Source organism: Pseudomonas sp. 1928-m, assembly GCF_029269135.1.
GTDB lineage: Bacteria > Pseudomonadota > Gammaproteobacteria > Pseudomonadales > Pseudomonadaceae > Aquipseudomonas.
This window is the reverse complement of record NZ_JARIXO010000001.1, coordinates 1,628,907-1,650,893: the sequence shown is the minus strand read 5'-3', so window position 1 is coordinate 1,650,893 and position 21,987 is coordinate 1,628,907. Positions and strand designations below refer to the sequence as shown.

Sequence of the window (21,987 nt, the reverse complement as noted above, 5' to 3'; positions counted from 1 at the left end):
TTATCGGGTAATACCGCGGCTTGAAGCCTGAATGGAATCGCGGAAAATCGCGACTTCGGGAAATTCTGCGGATGACTCGGCCAGTTCGGCCATCGCCTGCTCAACCGTAAGGCCCTGGCGGTAGACGATTTTGTAGGCACGGCGCAAGGCGGCAATCGCCTCAGCGCTGAAACCACGACGGCGCATGCCCTCGAAGTTCATGCTGCGCGCTTCGGCCGGGTTACCGAACACGGTAACAAATGCCGGAACATCTTTGCCAATCGCCGTACCCATACCGGAGAAGCTGTGCGCACCGATACGACAGAACTGATGCACCAGGGTGTAGCCGGAGAGAATCGCCCAGTCATCGACCCACACATGCCCGGCCAACGCGGTGTTGTTGACCAGGATGCAATGGTTACCGATCACGCTGTCATGACCAATGTGGGCATAGGCCATGATCAGGTTGTGATTACCCAGGGTGGTTTCGCTGCGATCCTGCACGGTGCCGCGGTGGATGGTGACACCCTCGCGGATCACGTTGTGGTCGCCAATTACCAGCCGAGTCGCCTCGCCCTGGTACTTGAGATCGGGGGTGTCTTCACCCACCGAGGAGAACTGATAGATGCGGTTATGTTTACCGATCCGCGTCGGCCCCTTGAGGATCACATGGGGGCCGATCACTGTACCCTCGCCAATTTCTACATCAGCCCCGACTATCGACCAAGGGCCGACGACTACGTCGTCAGCCAGCTTGGCGCTGGGGTCGATGATGGCGCGAGGGTCAATCAAACTCATAGTTTGCGTTCCGCACAGATGATTTCTGCCGAGCAGACTTCCTTGCCGTCGACGCTGGCCTTGCACTCGAACTTCCAGATGCTGCGCTTGCTGCTCAGGTAGCGGGCTTCGAGGATCAGCTGATCACCCGGCACCACTGGCTGGCGAAAGCGTAGCTTGTCGGAGCCGACAAAGTAATACAGGGTGCCATCGGAGGGCTTCAGATCCATCATCTTGAAACCCAGAATGCCGGCAGCCTGAGCCATGGCTTCGATGATCAGAACGCCCGGCATGATCGGGTGCTCAGGAAAATGCCCGTTGAAGAACGGCTCATTGATGCTGACATTCTTGTAGGCGCGAATTCGCTTGCCTTCAATATCCAGCTCAGCCACCCGGTCCACCAAAAGGAACGGATAGCGGTGCGGCAAGTATTCGCGAATCTGGTTAATGTCCATCATGTGCAGAGAAGCCTGTAAGAGAAAAAAGAGAAGCCGGTAAATACCGGCTCAGGCATCAGATGAAGTGTCGGCAGCTGGGGTCACGGCGGCCAGCTGCTTTTCCAACTGTTGCAGGCGTCGCGCCATATCATCTAATTGCCGAATCCGTGCCGCGCTCTTGCGCCATTCAGCCGCCGGCTGCATGGCAGTACCCGAGGAATAGGAGCCCGGCTCGGTGATCGAGCGGGTGACCATGGTCATGCCGGTGACGAACACGTTGTCGCATACCTCGATATGCCCAACCATGCCCACGCCACCAGCAATCATGCAGTTCTTGCCGATCTTGGTGCTGCCGGAAATACCCGCGCAACCGGCCATGGCCGTGTTGTCGCCGATCTGCACGTTGTGCGCGATCATGATCTGGTTATCCAGCTTGACCCCATTACCAATCAGCGTATCCGACAGCGCACCACGGTCGACGGTGGTATTGGCGCCGATCTCGACGTCATCACCGATAGTCACCCCACCGATCTGCGCAATCTTTTGCCAGACGCCCTTCTCGTTGGCAAAGCCGAAGCCCTCACCACCGATCACCGCGCCGGACTGAATAACCACGCGCTTGCCGATCCGCACGTCGTGATACAGCGTCACTCGCGGAGCCAACCAGCCGCCCTCACCGATCACCGAACGCGCGCCAACAACACACTGCGCGCCAACGGTTACGCCAGCCGCAATCTGCGCGCCACTCTCGATCACCGCATAGGCGCCAACACTGGCAGTCGCATCGATCTGCGCATCTGCCGCCACCACAGCGGTGGGATGCACGCCAGGCAATGCACGAGGCTTGCGGTCAAACAGATGGGAGAGTTCGGCATACGCCAGATAAGGGTTGCCGACGACAAGTGCATTGCCGGCATAGCCTTCGGCATCAGCGGCAGTCAACAGCACCGCGCCAGCCTGGCAGCCCGAGAGAAACTTACGGTACTGCGCATTGGCGAGAAAGCTCAGCTGATCAGCGCCCGCTTCCTGCAAGGTCGCCAAGCCGCTGATCGGCTTGTCCGTGACACCACGCAAGGTGGCGCCCAGACGCTCGGCCAACTGGCCAAGGGTATAAACCGTTGCACTCATGATCAGCGCAGCTGATTCATGCGCTCGATAACCTGGCGGGTGATGTCGAACTGAGGTTTGACATCAATCACCGCACCGCGCTCCAGCACCAGGTCGAAGTTACCAGTCTTGATCACTTCTTCCACGGCCTTGTCTAGGTTCGGCTTGAGCTTTTTCAGCATTTCACGATCCGCTACAGCTTTGGACTCGTTCAGCTCCTTGGACTGGAACTGGAAATCACGGGCTTTTTGCTTGAATTCAAGCTCCAGGCGCTCACGCTCAGCGGTCTGCATTTTTTCACCGTCTTTGACCAGACGGTCCTGAATGCGCTTGGCGTCGCTTTCCAGGGTTTTCAGCTTGTTCAGCTGCGGACCGAATTTCTTCTCGGCATCCACGGCGTAGCGCTTGGCAGCGTCAGATTCCAGCAACGCCATTTGATAGTTCAATACCGCTACTTTCATCTCGGCAAACGCCGGGGTTGCCAGCAAGGCAACGCTTAACAAAACCAGTTGAGTCAACTTACGCACGGTGCAACTCCTGCAAAACTGTTGGTATTCAAAAATCCGACGTTTAGAACGTCTGACCGAGAGAGAACTGGAAAATCTGCGTATCGGCATCATCCGGTTTGACGATTGGCATGGCCAAACTGAAGCTCAGCGGACCTAGCGCGGTGATCCAGGTCAAACCAACACCCACCGAGCTGGCCAGTTGGCCTGGATCGATATTGTTGCAGTCCTTCTGGGTCTTACCGCAATTGGTGTCAAACACATTACCCACGTCCCAGAACAGTGCGGTACGCAGCGAACGCTGATCTTTCACGAACGGCATTGGGAACAAGAGCTCGACGCCGCCTTGTACCAGAACGTTGCCACCAAATGGCAGTGGATCTTGATCCGGATCAAAGGCTGTACCCGGGTTGGTACCCTTACTCGGCGTACTACGCGGCCCCAGGCTGCTGTCCTTGAAACCGCGCACCGAGTTGAAACCACCGGCGTAGTAATGCTCGTAGAACGGCAGATCCGAGGTGGAACCATAGCTTTCACCAAAGCCCAGCTGGGTATGGAAGCGCATGGTGTAGGTATCGTTCAGTGGCTTGAATACCTGGCCACGGTAATCAACTTTGAAGAACGACAGATCGCTACCCGGCACTGTGGTCTCGAACACCAGACTTTGCGAGTGACCGCGGTTCGCCAGCACACCACGGTTAAGGGTCGACTCAGACCAGCCAATCGAGGCCTTAAGGTTCAGGTAGCTGTCGCCCTCTTCCTGAATAAAGTCGAAAATTTCGTCAACGGTGTATATGCCCGTGCCGATACTGTCGTTCTGGATAGTCAGGCCATAGGTCAGGCGCGAGGTATCGCTGATTGGATAACCAATGCTGACACCCGCACCATAGCTGTCCACCGAATAGCTGGAAACGCTGGTATTTAGCTCGTCGTAATCGGTTTCACGGAAGAAGGCGTTATAGCCCAGGCTGACGCCGTCCGGCGTCCAGTAGGGGTCCACAAAACCGAAGTTATAGTTGCTCTGGTATTCACTACGGGTCAGGCCGACGCTGACCTTGTTACCGGTACCCAGGAAGTTGTTCTGGGTAATCGAGCCACCGAGAATCAGACCGGCGTTTTGAGCGAAGCCGATACTTGCGGTGATAGAACCAGAAGCCTGCTCTTCAACGCTGTAATTGACGTCGATCTGGTCGTCGGTGCCTGGTACCTGCGGGGTTTCGACGTTGACTTCTTTGAAGTACCCCAGACGTTCCAGACGGGTCTTGGATTGGTCGATCAGGTAAGTCGAAGCCCAACCACCTTCCATCTGGCGCATTTCACGGCGCAGCACTTCGTCTTCCGACTTGGTGTTGCCACGGAAGTTGATGCGGTTAACGTAAGCACGCTTGCCCGGGTCAACGACAAAGGTAATCGACACGGTGCCGTCGTCATGGGCTTCCGGCACGCCGTTGACGTTGGCGAAGGTATAACCTTCGTTACCCAGGCGACGGGTAATCAGCTCGGAGGTGGTGGTCATCACTTTACGCGAGAACACCTGGCCTTCCTGAACCAGCAGCAACGCGCGGACTTCTTCTTCTGGCACCTTCAGCTCACCGCTGAGTTTGACCTCACGCACGGTGTACTTCGCGCCTTCGTCGACGTTGACCGTGACATAGACGTGCTTCTTGTCTGGGGTAATGGATACCTGAGTGGAGCTGATATCCATATTGATATAGCCGCGATCTAGGTAATAGGAACGCAGGCGCTCCAAGTCGCCGGAGAGCTTCTCACGGGCGTACTTGTCATCATTCTTGAAGAAGGACAGCCAGTTGGTGGTCTTCAGCTCGAACAGGTCGATCAGGTCTTCATCGGAAAAGACCGAGTTACCCACCACGTTGATGTGCTGAATCGCGGCAACCGAACCTTCATTGATATTGATCTTCAGCGCCACGCGGTTACGTGGCTGCGGAATCACTTCGGCTTCGATTTCGGCGGAGTAACGGCCCTGGGCAACGTACTGGCGCTGCAACTCGTTGCGCACGCCTTCAAGAGTTGCCCGCTGGAAGATCTCGCCTTCGGCCAGACCCGACTGATTCAGGCCTTTAAGCAGGTCTTCACTGCTGATGGCCTTGTTGCCTTCAATCTCGATACTGGAGATCGACGGGCGCTCAACCACAGTAACAACCAGCACATCGCCATCGCGACCAAGCTGGATGTCCTGGAAGAAACCGGTCTTGAACAGTTCGCGGGTCGCCTCAACCAGCGACCGGTCATCAGCTTGCGCGCCCACATTGAGGGGCAAGGCACCGAATACGCTGCCCGCGGAAACGCGCTGCAGACCGGTGACCCGGATATCGGAGATGGTGAAGGACTCGGCGTGAACTTCGGTGATCATCAGTGCGGCAAGCACCGCAGGTAGCAGCAGACGTTTCATGAAGTCCTTTCTTATTCCAACTGACAATAAAAAATCTGCCGCTTAGTGCGACACGTCTTGTTCGTACCGAGAGCGTAATTCAGCAGCGGCTACAGGCGGCCCAAGTCGTTTACCAGGGCCAGCAACATCACCCCGATGACCAAACTGATACCGATCTGCATCCCCCAACCCTGTATCCGTTCGGACAGCGGGCGACCACGCACCCACTCGACCAGATAAAAAAGCAGATGCCCCCCATCCAGCACGGGGATAGGCAACAAATTAAGAACCCCCAGACTAATGCTCAAGTAGGCGAGAAATTTAAGAAAATCACTCAAACCTGACTCAGCAGAAGCGCCCGCCACTTTAGCAATGGTTATCGGCCCGCTCAAGTTTTTTACCGAGAGCTCGCCAAACAGCATTTTCTTCAAGGAATTAAGGGTCAGAACGCTCATTGCCCAGGTGTTTTTGGCACCTTCGGCGATGGCTTCCAGTGGACCGTAACTGACTTCACGCAGCATCTCAGGCGGCCATTCGCCACCCGCAACGCCAGCACCCAGATAGCCACTGAGCGACTCGCCCTCACCGCGCGCAGCCAGGGTGAGCGGAACATCCAGTTGTTGACCTTGACGCTCCACCAGCAAACCAATCTTTTTACCCGGCAAGCCACGGACCTGATCCACCAACTGCTGCCAATCAGCCAGCGGCTGACCATCCAACGCCAGCAGACGATCACCGACCTGCAAGCCCGCCGCAAATGCCGGGCCTTCAGGATCAAGCTGCGCCAGCACCGGCGGCAGCGCGGGACGCCAAGGGCGAATGCCCAAAGAGGCGATAGGGTTAGGCTCATCGGCGCCACGCAGCCAGTTATCCAGCACGATCTGCCGCGGACTGTCGACCGACGAACCTGGCTCGCGCACCGCCAGATCCAGACGACCGCTTTCACCCAAGCGACTGACCAGCTGCAGATTCACCGCAGCCCAACCAGTGGTGGGCTTACCATCAATTGCAATGATCTCCTGGCCGGCCTGTAGGCCAGCGACATCGGCCAGACTGCCCGCCTCGACCGCACCGATAACCGGGCGAACCTGCTGGCTGCCCAGCATCGCCACAACCCAGAAGAACAGCAGCGCAAGCAGGAAATTGGCTACGGGGCCGGCCGCCACAATGGCAATACGCTGCTGGACCGACTTGCGATTGAACGACTGATCAAGCAGCTCCGGCGGCACATCGCCTTCGCGCTCATCGAGCATTTTCACGTAGCCACCCAGCGGGATGGCGGCCACTAAAAACTCAGTGCCCTGACGGTCATGCCAACGCAGCAACGGGCTGCCAAAGCCGACGGAAAACCGCAGCACCTTGACCCCGCAACGGCGGGCGACCCAGAAGTGCCCGTACTCGTGGATGGTTACCAGCACACCCAGTGCAACCAGGGTGCCGACCAGCATATAAAGCGCACTCATCAAACATCTCCGCGTCGGCGATCAGCGCCGACTCAGCCATTGCTCAGCCAGATCACGGGCCCGACCATCAGCGGCCAGCACCGTATCCAGACTCTCAACCGCCAGGGCGGGTTCAGTATGCAGAACGTCTTCGATCATACTCGCGATCTCGGGAAAGCGGATGCGCCGCTCCAGGAACGCCGCAACCGCTACCTCGTTGGCTGCATTGAGCATGGCCGGCGCCGTCCCGCCGGCCTGCGCTGCCTCACGCGCCAGACGCAAACAAGGAAAGCGCTGCTCGTCCGGCGCCTGGAAGTCCAGCCGCGCGATGGCAAACAGATCCAGCGGCGCCACACCCGAGTCAATCCGCTCCGGCCAGGCCAGGGCATGACTGATCGGCGTGCGCATATCCGGATTGCCCAGCTGGGCCAGCACCGAACCGTCGACATAATCGACCAGCGAATGGATCACGCTCTGCGGATGCACCACCACTTCAACCTGAGCAGGTTTGGCATCAAACAACCAGCAGGCCTCGATCAGCTCCAGGCCTTTGTTCATCATGCTCGCCGAATCAACCGAAATCTTGCGCCCCATCGACCAATTGGGATGCGCGCACGCCTGCTCGGGAGTGACCGCATGCAACTGCTCCAGCGGCATTTCGCGAAACGGCCCGCCCGAGGCGGTCAGCAGAATACGCCGCACCCCAACTTGCGGCAGGCCGCGGGCGTAGTCACCCGGCAGGCACTGAAAAATCGCGTTGTGCTCACTGTCGATCGGCAGCAGTACGGCGCCGCTTTTACGCACAGCCTGCATAAATAGCGCACCTGACATCACCAGGGCTTCTTTGTTGGCCAGCAGCACCTTCTTGCCGGCTTCGACCGCCGCCAGGGTCGGCGGCAAGCCTGCCGCACCAACGATGGCGGCCATCACCGCATCCACTTCAGGATGCGCTGCCACCTCACACAAACCTTCAGGGCCATGCAGCACCTGAGTGGCCAGACCGGCAGCGCGCAAACCTTCCTGCAAGTGACGAGCCGCTAGAGCCTGCGGCACCACAGCGAAGCGCGGGCGATAGATCATGCACAGCGCTTCCAGTTCAGTCAGACGACTGAAGCCGGACAACGCGAATACTTGATAACGCTCAGGATGGCGCGCAATGACATCGAGGGTGCTTAGACCGATCGAACCGGTCGCCCCCAGCACGGTAATCTGCTGCGGGTGACTCACAGCGCGCCCCAGCCCGCCAGCCACAGCAACGCGGCGAACACCGGGATCGCCGCCGTCAGGCTGTCGATACGATCCAGCACGCCGCCATGGCCCGGCAGCAGATTACTGCTGTCCTTAACCCCCGACTGGCGCTTGAACATGCTTTCGGTTAGATCGCCGACCACCGAAATCAGCACCACCACGGCGGTGCCAAGCAAGCCCAGTAACAAACCGGCAAACGACCAGTCACGGTAAATCGCTACGCCCAGGCAGATCAGCAGGGTCGCCAGCAGGCCGCCGAACACCCCTTCCCAGCTTTTACCGGGACTGACCTGCGGGGCCAGCTTGCGCTTGCCGAAGCGCCGGCCAGCAAAATAGGCGCCGATATCCGCGCCCCACACCAACACCATCACCGCCAGGATCAGCCAGTTTGCTTCAGGCCACTGCTTGAACAGCACCAGGCCCTGCCAGGCCGGCAACAGAATCAGCAAGCCAATCAGCAATCTGACCGGAGCCTGCGTCCAATAACGGCTGCTGGCGGGATAACCCAAGACCAGAAAGGTCGCCGCCGCCCACCAGACAACCCCAAGCAACAGCACCCAAGGCGCCAGCGCGGGCAGCAGGTACAAGCCGAACAGCAACGCCGCCACCAACGCGGCGTAGGCAACACGCTGCACCTGGGCAGTAAACCCTGCCAGACGCGCCCACTCCCAGGCGCCCAGGCTGACCACTGCGCCGATAAACAGCGCAAACAGCGCGCCATTGAGCAGAAAGAAGCCACCCAGGGCGAATGGCAACAGCACCAGCGCCGTGATAATTCGTTGTTTGAGCATCAGCTACGGGCCTCAGCAGCCACCTGATCGCTGGTTTTCCCAAAGCGACGCTGGCGGCTAGCAAAATCGGCCAAGGCTTTGCGCATGGCGTCGTGTTTGAAATCCGGCCAAAACAGGTCGGAGAAATACAGCTCGGTGTAAGCCAGCTGCCAGAGCAGGAAATTACTGATGCGGTGTTCGCCACCGGTGCGAATGCACAGATCCGGCAGCGGCAAATCGCCGGTTACCAGGCAACCCTGCAGCAATTCGGGCGTGATGTCCTCGGCACGCAAATGACCGCCTTGAACTTCACGGGCCAAACGCTGCGCCGCCTGAGCAATATCCCACTGACCGCCATAGTTGGCCGCCACCTGCAGGACAAAGCGCTTGTCGCCGGCAGTCTGCGCTTCAGCCTCACGCATCGCGGCCTGCAGCTCCGGGTGAAAGCGCGAACGATCACCGATAATGCGCAGGCTTATGTCATTGGCATTTAGCTTCTTCGCCTCGCGACGCAGCGCACTGAGGAACAGCTCCATCAGCGCACTGACTTCCTCGGCCGGGCGCTGCCAGTTTTCACTGGAAAAGGCGAACAGCGTCAGCACCTCGACGCCCGCCTCGGCGCACACCTCGATCACCGCACGCACCGCATCGACACCGGCTTTATGACCGGCTACGCCGGGCAGCAGACGCTTCTTCGCCCAGCGATTATTACCGTCCATGATGATCGCCACATGCCGTGGCACGGCGAACGGACTACCGTCTTTGGTCTTTTCCATGACGATATCCTGGCCGTTAAACGGCCATCAGATCCGCTTCTTTCTGCTTCACTGCCACTTCGATTTCCGCGACAAACTTGTCGGTCAGCTTCTGGATTTCGTCGGCTGCACGGCGCTCTTCGTCTTCGCTGATTTCTTTCTCTTTAACCAGGTCTTTCAACTGGCTCAGGGCGTCACGACGAATATTGCGCACCGCCACACGACCATCTTCAGCCGCATCACGCGCCTGCTTGGTGAAGCCCTTACGGGTCTCTTCGGTCAGCGCCGGCATGGAGATCAGCAGCAGCTCACCCAGATTGGTCGGGTTGAAGCCCAGGCCGGAGCTCTGGATCGCCTTGTCAACAGCCGCCAGCATATTGCGCTCGAAGGCCACAACCTGCAGGGTACGGGCGTCCTTGACGGTGACGTTAGCTACTTGGTTCAGCGGGGTGTCGGAGCCGTAGTAAGGCACCATCACGCCACCGAGGATACTTGGGTGGGCCTGACCGGTACGGATTCGGCTGAAGGCATGAACCAGCGACTCCAGGCTCTTTTGCATACGCACTTGGGCGTCTTTCTTGATCTCATTGATCATGTTTATCTTCCTCAATCAGAGTGCCTTCAGCGCCACCCACTACAACGTTTAGCAGCGCACCAGGCTTGTTCATATTGAAAACACGCAGCGGCATATTATGGTCGCGGCACAGGCAGATGGCCGTCAGGTCCATTACGCCCAGCTTGCGGTCGAGCACCTCATCGTAGGTCAGGCGATCGAACTTCTCGGCATGCGGGTCTTTGAATGGATCGGCAGTGTACACACCATCCACCTTGGTCGCCTTGAGCACCACGTCGGCATCGATTTCGATGGCGCGCAGGCAAGCGGCCGAGTCGGTGGTGAAGAACGGATTACCAGTGCCAGCGGCGAAAATCACCACCTCACCGGTTTTCAGATGACGCAGCGCTTTGCGCCGGTCGTAGTGATCGGTCACCCCAACCATGGAGATGGCCGACATGACGATGGCCGGAATATTCGAACGCTCCAGCGCGTCGCGCATGGCCAAGGCGTTCATCACAGTAGCCAGCATGCCCATGTGGTCGCCAGTGACCCGATCCATACCCGCCGCGCTCAGCGCTGCACCACGGAATAGGTTGCCACCACCGATCACCAAACCGACCTGTACGCCGATACCGACCAGCTGGCCGACTTCCAGCGCCATACGGTCAAGCACCTTGGGATCGATGCCGAAATCTTCCGACCCCATCAGGGCCTCGCCGCTAAGTTTGAGCAGAATGCGCTTGTAGCGCGGTTGACGACCACTCATCTGCTGAGCCATTGCGAGTCTCTCCTGCGGCGTTTGAATTCTGTGCAAACCTTCGGTTCGCTTTTATCGAGCGCTTCGACAGCGCCCCGAGTCATTGGTGCCCAAGCCCCAACCACTCCACAGCTTAGCTGTGCCCTCAATTTGACAAAGAGGCCGCGCGCGTTAGCGGGCAGCCTCTTCGGGGCAACAGCGGTAAGCCGTCTTACTGCTTGCTGGCAGCAGCTACTTGCGCAGCAACTTCTTCAGCAAAGTTGTCGACCGGCTTCTCGATGCCTTCGCCAACTTTGAAGTAGGTGAAGGAAACGATTTCAGCACCGGCTTTCTTGGCCAGAGCACCGACCTTGATTTCTGGGTCCTTAACGAAGGCTTGCTCAACCAGGCTGGCTTCAGCAAGGAACTTCTGGATACGACCGGCAACCATCTTCTCGACGATTTCGGCCGGCTTGCCCTTGATCTTGTCTTCGTTGAGGCTGACGAACACGGCTTTCTCGCGTTCGATGGCTTCAGCGGAAACTTCCGAAGGCAGCAGGAATTCAGGGTTGCTTGCAGCTACGTGCATGGCGATGTCTTTGGCCAGGTCGACGGTGCCGCCCTTGAGCACAACCACAACACCGATCTTGTTGCCGTGCAGGTAAGAACCCAGAACGTCACCTTCAATACGCGCCAGACGACGGATATTGACGTTCTCGCCGCACTTGGCAACCAGGGCCAGACGTGCTTCTTCTTGAGCAGCGATCAGCGGCTCAACGTCAGACAGCTTGTCAGCGAAGGCTTTCTCGACGCTGGCAGCCACGAAGCTCTTGAAATCGTCCTGCAGAGCCAGGAAGTCGGTCTGCGAGTTGACTTCGAGAATAACGGCAGTCTTGCCGTCTTCCTTGATGCTGATGGCGCCTTCGGCGGCCACGTTGCCAGCTTTCTTGGCAGCTTTGATCGCGCCGGAAGCACGCATGTCGTCGATGGCTTTTTCGATGTCGCCGCCGGCCTTGGTCAAGGCCTTCTTGCAATCCATCATGCCTTCGCCAGTACGCTCACGCAGTTCTTTAACCAACGCTGCAGTAATTTCTGCCATTTCAAAATCCTCTGGATAGGTTGTTAACCATTCCACCCGCCAAAAACGGGCGCTCAATTCGTAACGCATTGCCGACAATGATCAGAAACGATTGCAACTGCACGTCAGCGATGGTTTTCAAGGTGGCAAAAAGGGGGCCAAGCCCCCTTTTTGCGAACTAAGCAAACGCTATACGCGTTTTACTTAGCCTTCAGCAGCTTCTGCAGCCGGGGCTTGCTCGACAAATTCGTCGGTGCCGCCGTTAGCGTTGGTGCGACCACGGATTACCGAGTCAGCCATTGCACCCATGTACAGCTGGATGGCGCGAATGGCGTCATCGTTACCTGGGATGATGTAGTCAACGCCTTCTGGGCTGCTGTTGGTATCGACGATGCCGATAACTGGGATGCCCAGCTTGTTGGCTTCGGTGATAGCAATGCGCTCGTGGTCAACGTCGATCACGAACAGAGCGTCTGGCAGACCGCCCATGTCCTTGATACCACCCAGGCTGCGATCCAGTTTTTCCAGATCACGGGTGCGCATCAGGGCTTCTTTCTTGGTCAGCTTGGTGAAAGTGCCGTCCTGGGACTGAACTTCCAGATCACGCAGACGCTTGATCGAGGCGCGGATGGTTTTGTAGTTGGTCAGCATGCCGCCCAACCAGCGATGATCGACGTACGGCGAACCGCAACGTGCTGCTTCTTCAGCAACGATCTTGCCAGCGGAACGCTTGGTGCCCACGAACAGAATCTTGTTTTTGCCCGAAGCCAGCTTCTCAACGAAGGACAGCGCTTCGTTGAACATTGGCAGGGTTTTTTCAAGGTTGATGATGTGGATCTTGTTGCGCGCGCCGAAAATGTACTTGCCCATTTTCGGGTTCCAGTAACGGGTCTGGTGGCCGAAGTGCACACCGGCCTTCAGCATATCGCGCATATTGACTTGGGACATGATAGTTCCTTGATAAGTCGGGTTAGGCCTCCACGTATCCCGATCTCCAACCCGGCGAACTTGTCGCAAGGCACCCAGGAAACCGTGTCGATACGTGTGTGGGTTTAAGCTTTCGGGCACACAGCCCGTAAAGCGGCGCGTTTTATACCATAAAAGTCAGGGGCAAGCTACTCGCAGAGCGCAACATATGCAGCCGACTCAGCGGCAGGTTTTCACGTGACGCTTATGGCTGGCGGCTTGTAGCTGTTAAGATGACGCCCTTTCTGTTCGCGTTCGAGAGCCGCACATGACCGTCACCATCAAAACGCCCGACGAAATCGAGAAAATGCGCGTAGCCGGTCGCCTGGCTGCCGAAGTTCTGGAAATGATTGGCGAGCACGTCAAGCCCGGCGTCACCACCGAAGCGCTCGACCGTATTTGCCATGACTATATTGTCAACGTGCAGCAGGCCATCCCAGCGCCGCTCAATTACAAAGGTTTCCCCAAGTCGATCTGCACTTCGGTCAACCACGTGGTCTGCCACGGCATCCCGAATGACAAGCCGCTGAAAGAAGGCGACGTGATCAACATCGACATCACCGTGATTAAAGATGGCTACCACGGTGATACCAGCAAGATGTTTATGGTTGGCAAAGTGCCTGAGTGGGCCGAGCGCCTGGCCAAGATCACCCAAGAGTGCATGTATAAAGGCATCGAGCTGGTCAAACCCGGCACACGCCTGGGCGACATCGGCGAAGTGATCCAGAAGCATGCCGAGAAAAACGGTTTCTCCGTGGTACGCGAATACTGCGGCCACGGCATTGGCGCAGTGTTCCATGAAGAGCCGCAAGTGCTGCACTACGGCCGCGCCGGCACCGGCATGGAACTGAAGGAAGGCATGACCTTCACCATCGAGCCGATGATCAACCAGGGCCGCCCGGAAACCCGCACCCTGGGTGACGGCTGGACCGCGATCACCAAGGACCGCAAGCTCTCAGCCCAGTGGGAGCACACCATTCTGGTGACTGCTGACGGCTACGAGATCTTTACCCTGCGCAACGACGACACCATCGCCCGCACCTCAGCCTGAGAACCTACTCAAAGTCTGCTGCGCGTCGGCCCTGCTGCGTTAAAAACAGGCTCGGAATGCTCATTTACACCAGTAAACTCCGCTTCCTCGCCTGTTTTGACCAGCCAAAAGCTGTTACTAACGTAGCGCCTTGCATGACTTTAGCTCGCGCGACTTTGAACAGGTTCTGAACCTGAATATATAGAAGGAAGGCCGCAATGCCGCAGGTAGATCCCGAGCTGTTCGACCGCGGCCAGTTCCAGGCGGAACTGGCCCTCAAGGCCAGCCCTATTGCGGCATTCAAGAAGGCCATCCGCCACGCCCGTGAAGTGCTCGACGGGCGCTTCACCAGTGGCCGCGACGTACGCCGACTGGTCGAGGACCGAGCCTGGTTTGTCGACCAGATCCTGCGCGAAGCCTGGGACCGCCTGTCCTGGAGTGAAGACGCCGATATTGCCCTGCTGGCCGTCGGCGGCTATGGCCGCGGCGAGCTGCACCCCTTCTCCGACATCGACCTGCTGATCCTGCTCGACAATGCCGACCACGAGACCTTCCGCGAGCCCATCGAACGCTTCCTTACCCTGCTGTGGGACATCGGCCTGGAAGTCGGGCAAAGCGTGCGCAGCGTGGATGAGTGCGCCGAAGAGGCGCGCGCCGACCTGACGGTAATCACCAACCTGATGGAAAGCCGCACCATCGCTGGCCCCGAACGCCTGCGTCAGCGTATGCAGGCGGTTACCAGCACCGAGCAGATGTGGCCGAGCAAGCAGTTCTTCCTGGCCAAGCACAAAGAGCAGCGTGCCCGGCACGGCAAATACAACGACACCGAATACAACCTGGAGCCCAACGTCAAAGGCTCGCCCGGTGGCCTGCGCGACATCCAGACCATTCTCTGGGTGGCGCGCCGGCATTTCGGCACGCTGAACCTGCACGCCATGGTCGGCCAGGGCTTTTTGCTGGAAAGCGAATACGCCCTGCTCGCCTCCAGCCAGGAATTCCTCTGGAAGGTGCGCTACGCCCTGCACATGCTCGCCGGCCGCGCCGAAGACCGCCTGCTGTTCGACCACCAGAGCCGGGTTGCCGCCCTGCTCGGCTATGAAGACAGCGACAGCAAGCGCGCCATCGAACGCTTTATGCAGAAGTACTACCGCGTGGTGATGGCAATTGCCGAACTCAGCGACCTGATCGTCCAGCACTTCGAAGAGCAGATCCTCAATGCCGGCGAAATCGGCCCGGCCACGCCGCTCAACAGCCGCTTCCTGCTGCGTGATGGCTATATCGAAGTCGCGCACCCCAATGTGTTCAAGCGCACGCCGTTCGCCATTATGGAAATCTTCGTGCTGATGGCGCAGCACCCGGATATCAAAGGCGTGTGCGCCAACAGCATTCGCCTGCTGCGCGAACACCGTCACCTGATCGACGATGATTTCCGCCGCGACATCCGCAACACCAGCCTGTTTGTCGAACTGTTCAAAAGCCCGCAGGGCATTCACCGCAACCTGCGGAGGATGAACCGTTACGGCATCCTCGGCCTTTACCTGCCGGAGTTCGGTCATATCGTCGGGCAGATGCAGCACGACCTGTTCCACATCTATACGGTCGATGCGCACACCCTGAACCTGATCAAGCACCTACGAAAGTTCAAGTGGACCGAGCTGGCGGAAAAATTCCCCCTGGCCAGCAAGCTGATCGACAAGTTGCCCAAGCCCGAGCTGATCTATATGGCTGGGCTGTACCACGACATCGGCAAAGGCCGTGGCGGCGACCATTCGGAGCTCGGCGCGGTAGACGCGGAGGCCTTCTGTGTACGCCACCAGCTGCCGAACTGGGACTCCAAGCTGATCGTCTGGCTGGTACAACACCACCTGGTGATGTCCACCACCGCGCAGCGCAAGGACTTGTCAGACCCGCAGGTGATCTTCGATTTCGCTCGCCTGGTCGGCGACCAAACCCGCCTGGATTACCTCTACGTGCTGACCGTGGCCGACATCAACGCCACCAACCCCAGCCTGTGGAACTCCTGGCGCGCCAGCCTGCTGCGCCAGCTCTACACCGAGACCAAACGCGCGCTGCGCCGTGGCCTGGAAAACCCGCTGGACCGCGAAGAGCAGATTCGCCTGACGCAGATCGCCGCCCTGGACATCCTGGTGCGCGGCGGCACCGACCCGGACGACGCTGAGCAGCTCTGGTCGCAACTGGGCGACGACTACTTCCTGCGCCACACAGCATCCGACGTGGCCTGGCACAGCGAGGCGATCCTGCAGCACGCCAACAACAGCGAGCCGCTGGTGCTGATCAAGGAAACCACCCAGCGCGAGTTCGAGGGCGGCACACAGATATTTATCTACGCCCAGGATCAGCACGACTTCTTTGCCGTGACCGTGGCGGCCATGGCCCAGCTCAACCTGAACATCCATGACGCACGGATTCTCACTTCCACCAGCCAGTTCACCCTCGACACCTATATCGTGCTCGAAGGTGAAGGCGGCTCAATTGGCGAGAACCCAGTGCGGATCAAAGAAATTCGCCAAGGCTTGGTCGACGCATTGAAGAACCCGGACGACTACCCGGCCATTATCCAACGCCGTGTACCGCGCCAGCTCAAGCACTTTGCTTTTGCGCCGCAAGTGACCATTCACAACGATGCGCACCGCCCGGTGACCATCCTCGAAGTCACCGCACCCGACCGCCCCGGCTTGCTGGCACGGATCGGGCGGATCTTCCTCGACTTCGACCTGTCGCTACAGAACGCCAAGATCGCCACCCTGGGCGAGCGGGTGGAAGACGTGTTCTTCGTCACCGATGCGCACAACCAGCCGCTGTCCGACCCCGAGCTGTGCACACGCTTGCAGGAAACCATGGTCGCGCAGCTCTCCGACGCACCGGGGCCGCAGGTCGAACCGAGTCGAATCACTATTTAAACCACTTAGCCTTATTACCCTTGAGCCGCCTGACATCCCCGATGCAGGCGCTGGCAGACCTCAGGAAGCAACAATGAACGACGCGTTAAACCAGCTGCAGCCCTACCCGTTCGAAAAGCTCCGCGCCCTGCTGGGCGCTGTGCAGGCTCCCGCCGACAAGAGCCCGATTGCCCTGTCGATTGGCGAACCCAAGCACCGCTCGCCAGAGTTTGTCGCCGAGGCGCTGCGCGCCAACCTCGACCAGCTTGCGGTCTACCCGACCACCCTGGGCATTCCGGAGCTGCGTGAAGCCATTGCTCAATGGTGCAGCCGCCGTTTTGGCCTGCCGAGCGGCGTGCTTGATCCGGCGCGCCATGTGCTGCCGGTCAATGGCACCCGCGAGGCCTTGTTTGCGTTTACTCAGGCAGTGGTTAAGCGTGACGCCTCTTCACCTCAAGGGCCGGGCTTGGTGGTCAGCCCCAACCCCTTCTATCAAATCTACGAAGGCGCGGCCTTTCTCGCCGGTGCGCAGCCGCATTACCTGCCGTGCCTGGAAGAGCATGGCTTCAACCCGGACTTCGACGCGGTCAGCGACGAAGTCTGGCAGCGCTGCCAGATCCTCTTTCTCTGCTCGCCCGGCAACCCCACTGGCGCGCTGATTCCGCTGGCAACGCTGAAAAAGCTGATTGCCCTGGCCGATACATTCGACTTCGTGATCGCCGCCGACGAGTGCTACAGCGAACTGTATTTCGATGAAGCCAACCCACCGGCCGGCTTGCTGACCGCGTGCGGCGAATTGGGCCGCCACGATTTCAAACGCTGCGTGGTGTTCCACAGCCTGTCCAAGCGCTCCAACCTGCCGGGCCTGCGCTCGGGCTTCGTCGCAGGCGACGCCGACATTCTGAAATCATTCCTGCTGTACCGTACCTACCACGGCTGCGCCATGCCGGTACAAACCCAGCTGGCCAGCGTCGCTGCCTGGAACGACGAAGCCCACGTCAAAGCCAACCGCGACCTGTACCGCGAGAAGTTCGACGCGGTGCTGGCGATTCTTGATGGCGTGTTGGATGTGCAGCGCCCGGATGGCGGCTTCTACCTGTGGGCGAAAACCCCGATAGACGATGAAACATTTACCCGCGAGCTGTTTGCCCGCGAGCATGTCACCGTGGTGCCCGGCTCGTACATGTCGCGCGCAGTGGACGGCAGCAACCCAGGCGCCGGCCGTGTGCGCATGGCCCTGGTCGCGCCGCTGGCCGAGTGTGTGGCAGCCGCCGAACGTATCCGCGACTTTGTGAAGAGCCTCTGATGAGCAAGACCCTGTTTGGCATAAAAGCCTGCGACACCATGAAAAAAGCTCGCACCTGGCTCGATGAGCACGAGGTAAGCTACGCCTTTCATGATTACAAAGCCTGCGGCATAGACCGTGGCAACCTGGAAAAGTGGTGCAATGAGCATGGTTGGGAAACCATCCTGAACCGTGCAGGCACCACCTTCCGCAAGCTGGACGAGGCGCAGAAAAGCGACCTCGATCAGCACAAGGCGATCGAACTGATGCTCGCCCAACCGTCGATGATCAAACGCCCGGTGCTGGATCTCGGCAACAAGACCCTGGTTGGCTTCAAAGCCGACCGTTATGCCGCCGAACTGGTTTGAACCAGCCGGCCCACACGAATTTGCGGTAAGGAAAACAGCATGAGCACAACCCTCTTCAGCCTGGCCTTCGGCGTTGGCACCCAGAACCGTCAGGGCACCTGGCTGGAAGTCTTCTACGCCCAGCCACTGCTCAACCCGAGCAGCGAACTGGTCGCCAAAGTGGTGGAAAAACTCGCTTACCAAGGCGGCAACCAGGCCATTGCGATCAACAACAGCCAGGCTGGCGATCTGGCCGAAGCACTGAAAAATGTCGACAGCCAGCAGTCCGCCCTGCTCACCCGCCTGGCCGAAAGCCAGAAGCCGCTGGTGGTCACCCTGCTCGCCGAAGACGCCGCGCTGACCAGCACACCTGAGGCCTACCTCAAGCTGCACCTGCTGTCGCACCGCCTGGTCAAGCCGCACGGCCTGAATCTCACCGGGATCTTCCCGCTGCTGCCGAACGTGGCCTGGACCAGCCAGGGTGCAGTTGACCTCGGCGAACTGGCTGAGCGTCAGCTGGAAGCGCGCCTGAAAGGCGACCTGCTGGAGGTTTTCTCGGTGGACAAGTTCCCGAAAATGACCGACTACGTAGTGCCGGCTGGCGTGCGTATCGCTGACAGCGCGCGTATCCGCCTGGGCGCCTACGTGGGCGAAGGCACCACCGTGATGCACGAAGGCTTCGTCAACTTCAACGCCGGCACCGCCGGCCCAGGCATGATCGAAGGCCGCGTGTCTGCGGGTGTATTCGTCGGCAAGGGCTCGGACCTGGGCGGCGGCTGCTCGACCATGGGCACCCTGTCCGGTGGCGGCAATATCGTCATTTCCGTGGGCGAAGGCTGCCTGATTGGCGCCAACGCCGGTATCGGCATCCCGCTGGGCGACCGCAATACCGTGGAATCCGGCCTATACATCACCGCCGGCACCAAGGTGGCGCTGCTCGATGCCGACAACAAGCTGGTCAAGGTGCTCAAGGCCCGTGACCTGGCTGGCCAGCCGGACCTGCTGTTCCGTCGCAACTCGCAAACCGGCGCTGTGGAGTGCAAAACCCACAAGTCGGCTATCGAGCTGAACGAAGCCCTGCACGCACACAATTGACCCTGACGACAAACTGCAAGCCAAAGGCTTGCAGTTTTGTAGGATGGGTTGAGCATCGCGATACCCATCACGCTCATTATGGGTATCGCTGCGCTCAACCCATCCTACGGTCTCGATTGCCTGCCCATGTCTATCCATTCCCCCTGGCGCGCTGACTTCCCTGGTATTCAGGCCCTTGCGGCCGAAGGCCAGACCTATCTGGACAGCGCCGCCACCGCGCAAAAACCCCAGGCCATGCTCGATGCCCTGCTCGGCTATTACGCCAGTGGCGCAGCCAATGTGCATCGTGCCCAGCACCTGCCGGGCGAGCGCGCCACCCGCGCCTTCGAAGCCACGCGGGGAAAAGCTGCACGCTGGTTAAATGCGCCCGACGCGCAGCAGATCATCTTCACCCGCAGCGCCACCGAGGCGTTCAATCTGCTGGCTTATGGCCTGGAACAGCAGTTCCAGCCGGGCGATGAAATTGTCATCAGCGCCCTGGAACACCACGCCAATCTGCTGCCCTGGCAGCAACTGGCGCGGCGCCAACAGCTCCAACTGGTGGTGTTGCCACTGGATCAACATGGGTTGATCGATCTCACCCAAGCCGCGCAGCTGATCGGCCCGCGCACCCGCCTGTTGGCGGTCAGCCAGCTGTCCAACGTGCTCGGTTGCTGGCAGCCACTTGAGCCGTTACTGGCTCTGGCACAGGCGCAAGGCGCGCTGACGGTGGTCGATGGCACACAGGGCGTGGTGCACGGTCGCCAGGATGTACAGGCACTGGGCTGCGACTTCTATATCTGCTCCAGCCATAAGCTGTATGGCCCGGATGGCGTCGGCCTGCTCTATGGCCGCACGCACGCATTGGAGCAGCTGGCGCATTGGCAGTTTGGCGGTGAAATGCTGCTGCACACCGACTACAGCAACGCCAGCTTTCGCCCCGCGCCGCTGGGCTTTGAGGCCGGTACGCCACCGATTGCCTCGGTGATCGCCCTGGGCGCCAGCCTGGATTACCTGAGCAGCCTCGACACCAATGCCGTTAGCGCCCACGAAACAGCGCTGCATGCAGAGCTGATCGCTGGGCTGCGACAGCGTCAGGGCGTGCGCCTGCTCGGTGCGCCCACTGTCGCCCTGGCCAGCTTTGTGGTCGACGGCGTGCATAACGCCGACCTCGCTCACTTGCTGACCGAACAGGGGATTGCCGTGCGCGCCGGCCATCACTGCGCCATGCCGCTGCTGCAGGGTCTCGGCCTGAGCGGGGCGATTCGCGTATCCCTGGGGCTGTATAACGATGGCAGCGATCTGCAGCGCTTCTTTAGCGCCCTGGATCAGGCCCTGGAGCTGTTGCAATGAGCCTGCCCGCCAGCGCACAAACTGCGTTGCAGGCCTTTAGCGCCTGCCCCGGTTGGGAACAACGCGCGCGCCTGCTGATGCAATGGGGCGACCAGCTCGCGCCACTGAGTGACGCCGAACGCTGTGAAGCCAACCGGGTGCAGGGCTGCGAAAGTCAGGTGTGGTTGCTGGCCGAACGCGACGGCGGGCAGTGGCAGTTTCGCGCCAGCAGTGATGCACGGTTGCTGCGCGGCCTGCTCGCGCTGCTGCTGGCGCGGGTCAATGGCTTAACCCAGACCGAACTGGTGCAGCTGGATCTGCCGGACTGGTTTACTCAGCTCGGCCTGGCCCGCCACCTCTCGCCCTCGCGTAGCAATGGCCTGCAGGCCGTGCTGACGCGGATGCAGCACTTGCTGGATGCGGCCGATCAGGGCGCAGCGCGCCACTGATCGGCATTGCCGGAATACAAGGCCTGCTGCAAACGCTCCAACTCACCGTTCTGCGCCAAGCGGCGCAAACCGCTATTGAATACCTTGCGCAGCTGATCGGCTTTAGCATCGCCTTTGCGAAACAGCAGGTGCAGCGGCTCGGTATGCAAGATATGCGGATTATGGGTGATCAACACTCGCTCTTGCTCCGAGAACAGACGACGCAGCATGGCGTAACCGACCGCTCTATCCTGAGGGTGGAAGTCAACCCGCCCCAGGCTCAGCAAACGGAAACCTGTGTCTTCTTTACCGTGTTGCTGCACTTGCAACTGCCCAGCATCGAACGCCGCATCAAACTCCGAGCCATAGGAATAGCCGAGCGTCGTGGCGATGCGAAACGTCTTAAGATCGTCGAAATGGGTCCAAACAAGCTGCTGATCGCGGCGCTGGAATAACACCACGTCCCCCGCCACTACTGCATCGCTGCATTCACTGAAACGTTGACGACTTTTGCTGCAGATATACGGCATCACCGCATCCAGGCCGCCCTGTTCGAGCATCAGCAGGTTGCGATCCCAGGGGTAATAGACCAACTCGACCTGATAACCGGCCGCCTTGAAAATATCGCGCACCAGTCGCGACAGGGCGCCGCCATCTTCGCGCTGCTGATCGACGTAAGGCACCCAGTCACCGGTGCCAATCCGCACAACCGGGTTGGCATGGGCGCTCAGGCAGACAGAAAGCGCTGCAAACAGCAGCACAGATCGCGGGATATGACGTAACACATGACGCAACAGGGACAACACAGCACACCTCAAAAGAGAACTACCAGCACATCCCTG

Annotated in this window: 21 protein-coding genes; 7 read left to right on the top strand and 14 right to left on the bottom strand. The window is 59.4% G+C overall.

Translation table 11 applies throughout. The features are described from left to right. From lpxA to rpsB, 13 genes are all read right to left on the bottom strand, one after another. Positions 1–777, bottom strand: coding sequence for an acyl-ACP--UDP-N-acetylglucosamine O-acyltransferase (gene lpxA / locus P3C18_RS07425; protein ID WP_275961190.1), 777 nt, complete (start codon positions 775–777; stop codon positions 1–3). Beyond that, positions 774–1,214, bottom strand: coding sequence for a 3-hydroxyacyl-ACP dehydratase FabZ (fabZ, locus tag P3C18_RS07420; RefSeq protein WP_160015687.1), 441 nt, complete (start codon positions 1,212–1,214; stop codon positions 774–776). The genes lpxA and fabZ overlap by 4 nt, the downstream gene beginning before the upstream one ends. Positions 1,215–1,262: 48 nt before the next feature. Further along, positions 1,263–2,324 carry a UDP-3-O-(3-hydroxymyristoyl)glucosamine N-acyltransferase gene (gene lpxD / locus P3C18_RS07415; RefSeq protein WP_275961603.1) on the bottom strand — a complete coding sequence of 354 codons (1,062 nt, stop codon included), beginning with the start codon at positions 2,322–2,324 and terminating at the stop codon, positions 1,263–1,265. Continuing rightward, positions 2,324–2,827 carry an OmpH family outer membrane protein gene (locus P3C18_RS07410; RefSeq protein WP_090248384.1) on the bottom strand — a complete coding sequence of 168 codons (504 nt, stop codon included), beginning with the start codon at positions 2,825–2,827 and terminating at the stop codon, positions 2,324–2,326. The genes lpxD and P3C18_RS07410 overlap by 1 nt, the downstream gene beginning before the upstream one ends. Positions 2,828–2,870: 43 nt before the next feature. After that, entirely contained in the window at positions 2,871–5,219 is a 2,349-nt protein-coding gene (gene bamA, locus P3C18_RS07405) for an outer membrane protein assembly factor BamA (RefSeq protein WP_275961189.1), read from the bottom strand. Positions 5,220–5,308: 89 nt separating this feature from the next. Beyond that, a complete protein-coding gene (rseP, locus tag P3C18_RS07400) occupies positions 5,309–6,661 on the bottom strand; it encodes a sigma E protease regulator RseP (protein ID WP_275961188.1) in 1,353 nt (450 codons plus the stop codon). 21 nt (positions 6,662–6,682) lie between these two features. After that, positions 6,683–7,867, bottom strand: a complete 1,185-nt coding sequence (ispC, locus tag P3C18_RS07395) for a 1-deoxy-D-xylulose-5-phosphate reductoisomerase (RefSeq protein ID WP_275961187.1) — start codon at positions 7,865–7,867, stop codon at positions 6,683–6,685. Beyond that, positions 7,864–8,679, bottom strand: a complete 816-nt coding sequence (locus P3C18_RS07390) for a phosphatidate cytidylyltransferase (RefSeq protein WP_275961186.1) — start codon at positions 8,677–8,679, stop codon at positions 7,864–7,866. Before P3C18_RS07390 ends, ispC begins: the two co-directional genes overlap by 4 nt. Next, positions 8,679–9,434, bottom strand: coding sequence for a polyprenyl diphosphate synthase (gene uppS / locus P3C18_RS07385; protein WP_275961185.1), 756 nt, complete (start codon positions 9,432–9,434; stop codon positions 8,679–8,681). The genes P3C18_RS07390 and uppS overlap by 1 nt, the downstream gene beginning before the upstream one ends. 16 nt (positions 9,435–9,450) lie before the next feature. Continuing rightward, positions 9,451–10,008 carry a ribosome recycling factor gene (gene frr, locus P3C18_RS07380; protein ID WP_090248391.1) on the bottom strand — a complete coding sequence of 186 codons (558 nt, stop codon included), beginning with the start codon at positions 10,006–10,008 and terminating at the stop codon, positions 9,451–9,453. Next, entirely contained in the window at positions 9,998–10,747 is a 750-nt protein-coding gene (gene pyrH, locus P3C18_RS07375; RefSeq protein WP_090248393.1) for a UMP kinase, read from the bottom strand. Before pyrH ends, frr begins: the two co-directional genes overlap by 11 nt. 190 nt (positions 10,748–10,937) lie before the next feature. After that, positions 10,938–11,804, bottom strand: coding sequence for a translation elongation factor Ts (gene tsf, locus P3C18_RS07370; protein ID WP_275961184.1), 867 nt, complete (start codon positions 11,802–11,804; stop codon positions 10,938–10,940). Positions 11,805–11,987: 183 nt separating this feature from the next. Further along, on the bottom strand, positions 11,988–12,731 hold the full coding sequence (gene rpsB, locus P3C18_RS07365; protein ID WP_275961183.1) for a 30S ribosomal protein S2: 744 nt from the start codon (positions 12,729–12,731) through the stop codon (positions 11,988–11,990). Positions 12,732–13,017: 286 nt separating this feature from the next. On the opposite strand from rpsB, the gene map reads away from it, so the two are divergent. The 7 genes from map (at position 13,018) to P3C18_RS07330 (ending at position 21,166) form a co-directional block, all read left to right on the top strand. Beyond that, entirely contained in the window at positions 13,018–13,800 is a 783-nt protein-coding gene (gene map / locus P3C18_RS07360) for a type I methionyl aminopeptidase (protein WP_275961182.1), read from the top strand. A 197-nt stretch (positions 13,801–13,997) separates the two neighbouring features. Further along, a complete protein-coding gene (locus P3C18_RS07355; protein WP_275961181.1) occupies positions 13,998–16,700 on the top strand; it encodes a [protein-PII] uridylyltransferase in 2,703 nt (900 codons plus the stop codon). Positions 16,701–16,773: 73 nt separating this feature from the next. Then, positions 16,774–17,985, top strand: coding sequence for a succinyldiaminopimelate transaminase (gene dapC / locus P3C18_RS07350; protein WP_275961180.1), 1,212 nt, complete (start codon positions 16,774–16,776; stop codon positions 17,983–17,985). Continuing rightward, complete coding sequence (locus P3C18_RS07345; RefSeq protein WP_275961179.1) at positions 17,985–18,332, top strand: ArsC family reductase; 348 nt, start codon at positions 17,985–17,987, stop codon at positions 18,330–18,332. The genes dapC and P3C18_RS07345 overlap by 1 nt, the downstream gene beginning before the upstream one ends. A gap of 39 nt (positions 18,333–18,371) precedes the next feature. Beyond that, on the top strand, positions 18,372–19,406 hold the full coding sequence (gene dapD, locus P3C18_RS07340; RefSeq protein WP_275961178.1) for a 2,3,4,5-tetrahydropyridine-2,6-dicarboxylate N-succinyltransferase: 1,035 nt from the start codon (positions 18,372–18,374) through the stop codon (positions 19,404–19,406). A 126-nt stretch (positions 19,407–19,532) separates the two neighbouring features. Continuing rightward, positions 19,533–20,738 carry a cysteine desulfurase gene (locus tag P3C18_RS07335; protein WP_275961177.1) on the top strand — a complete coding sequence of 402 codons (1,206 nt, stop codon included), beginning with the start codon at positions 19,533–19,535 and terminating at the stop codon, positions 20,736–20,738. Further along, entirely contained in the window at positions 20,735–21,166 is a 432-nt protein-coding gene (locus tag P3C18_RS07330) for a SufE family protein (protein ID WP_275961176.1), read from the top strand. Before P3C18_RS07335 ends, P3C18_RS07330 begins: the two co-directional genes overlap by 4 nt. Here P3C18_RS07330 and P3C18_RS07325 read toward each other — a convergent pair. Continuing rightward, positions 21,145–21,948, bottom strand: coding sequence for a transporter substrate-binding domain-containing protein (locus P3C18_RS07325; protein ID WP_275961175.1), 804 nt, complete (start codon positions 21,946–21,948; stop codon positions 21,145–21,147). The genes P3C18_RS07330 and P3C18_RS07325 overlap by 22 nt on opposite strands. Between the last annotated feature and the right edge of the window lie 39 nt (positions 21,949–21,987).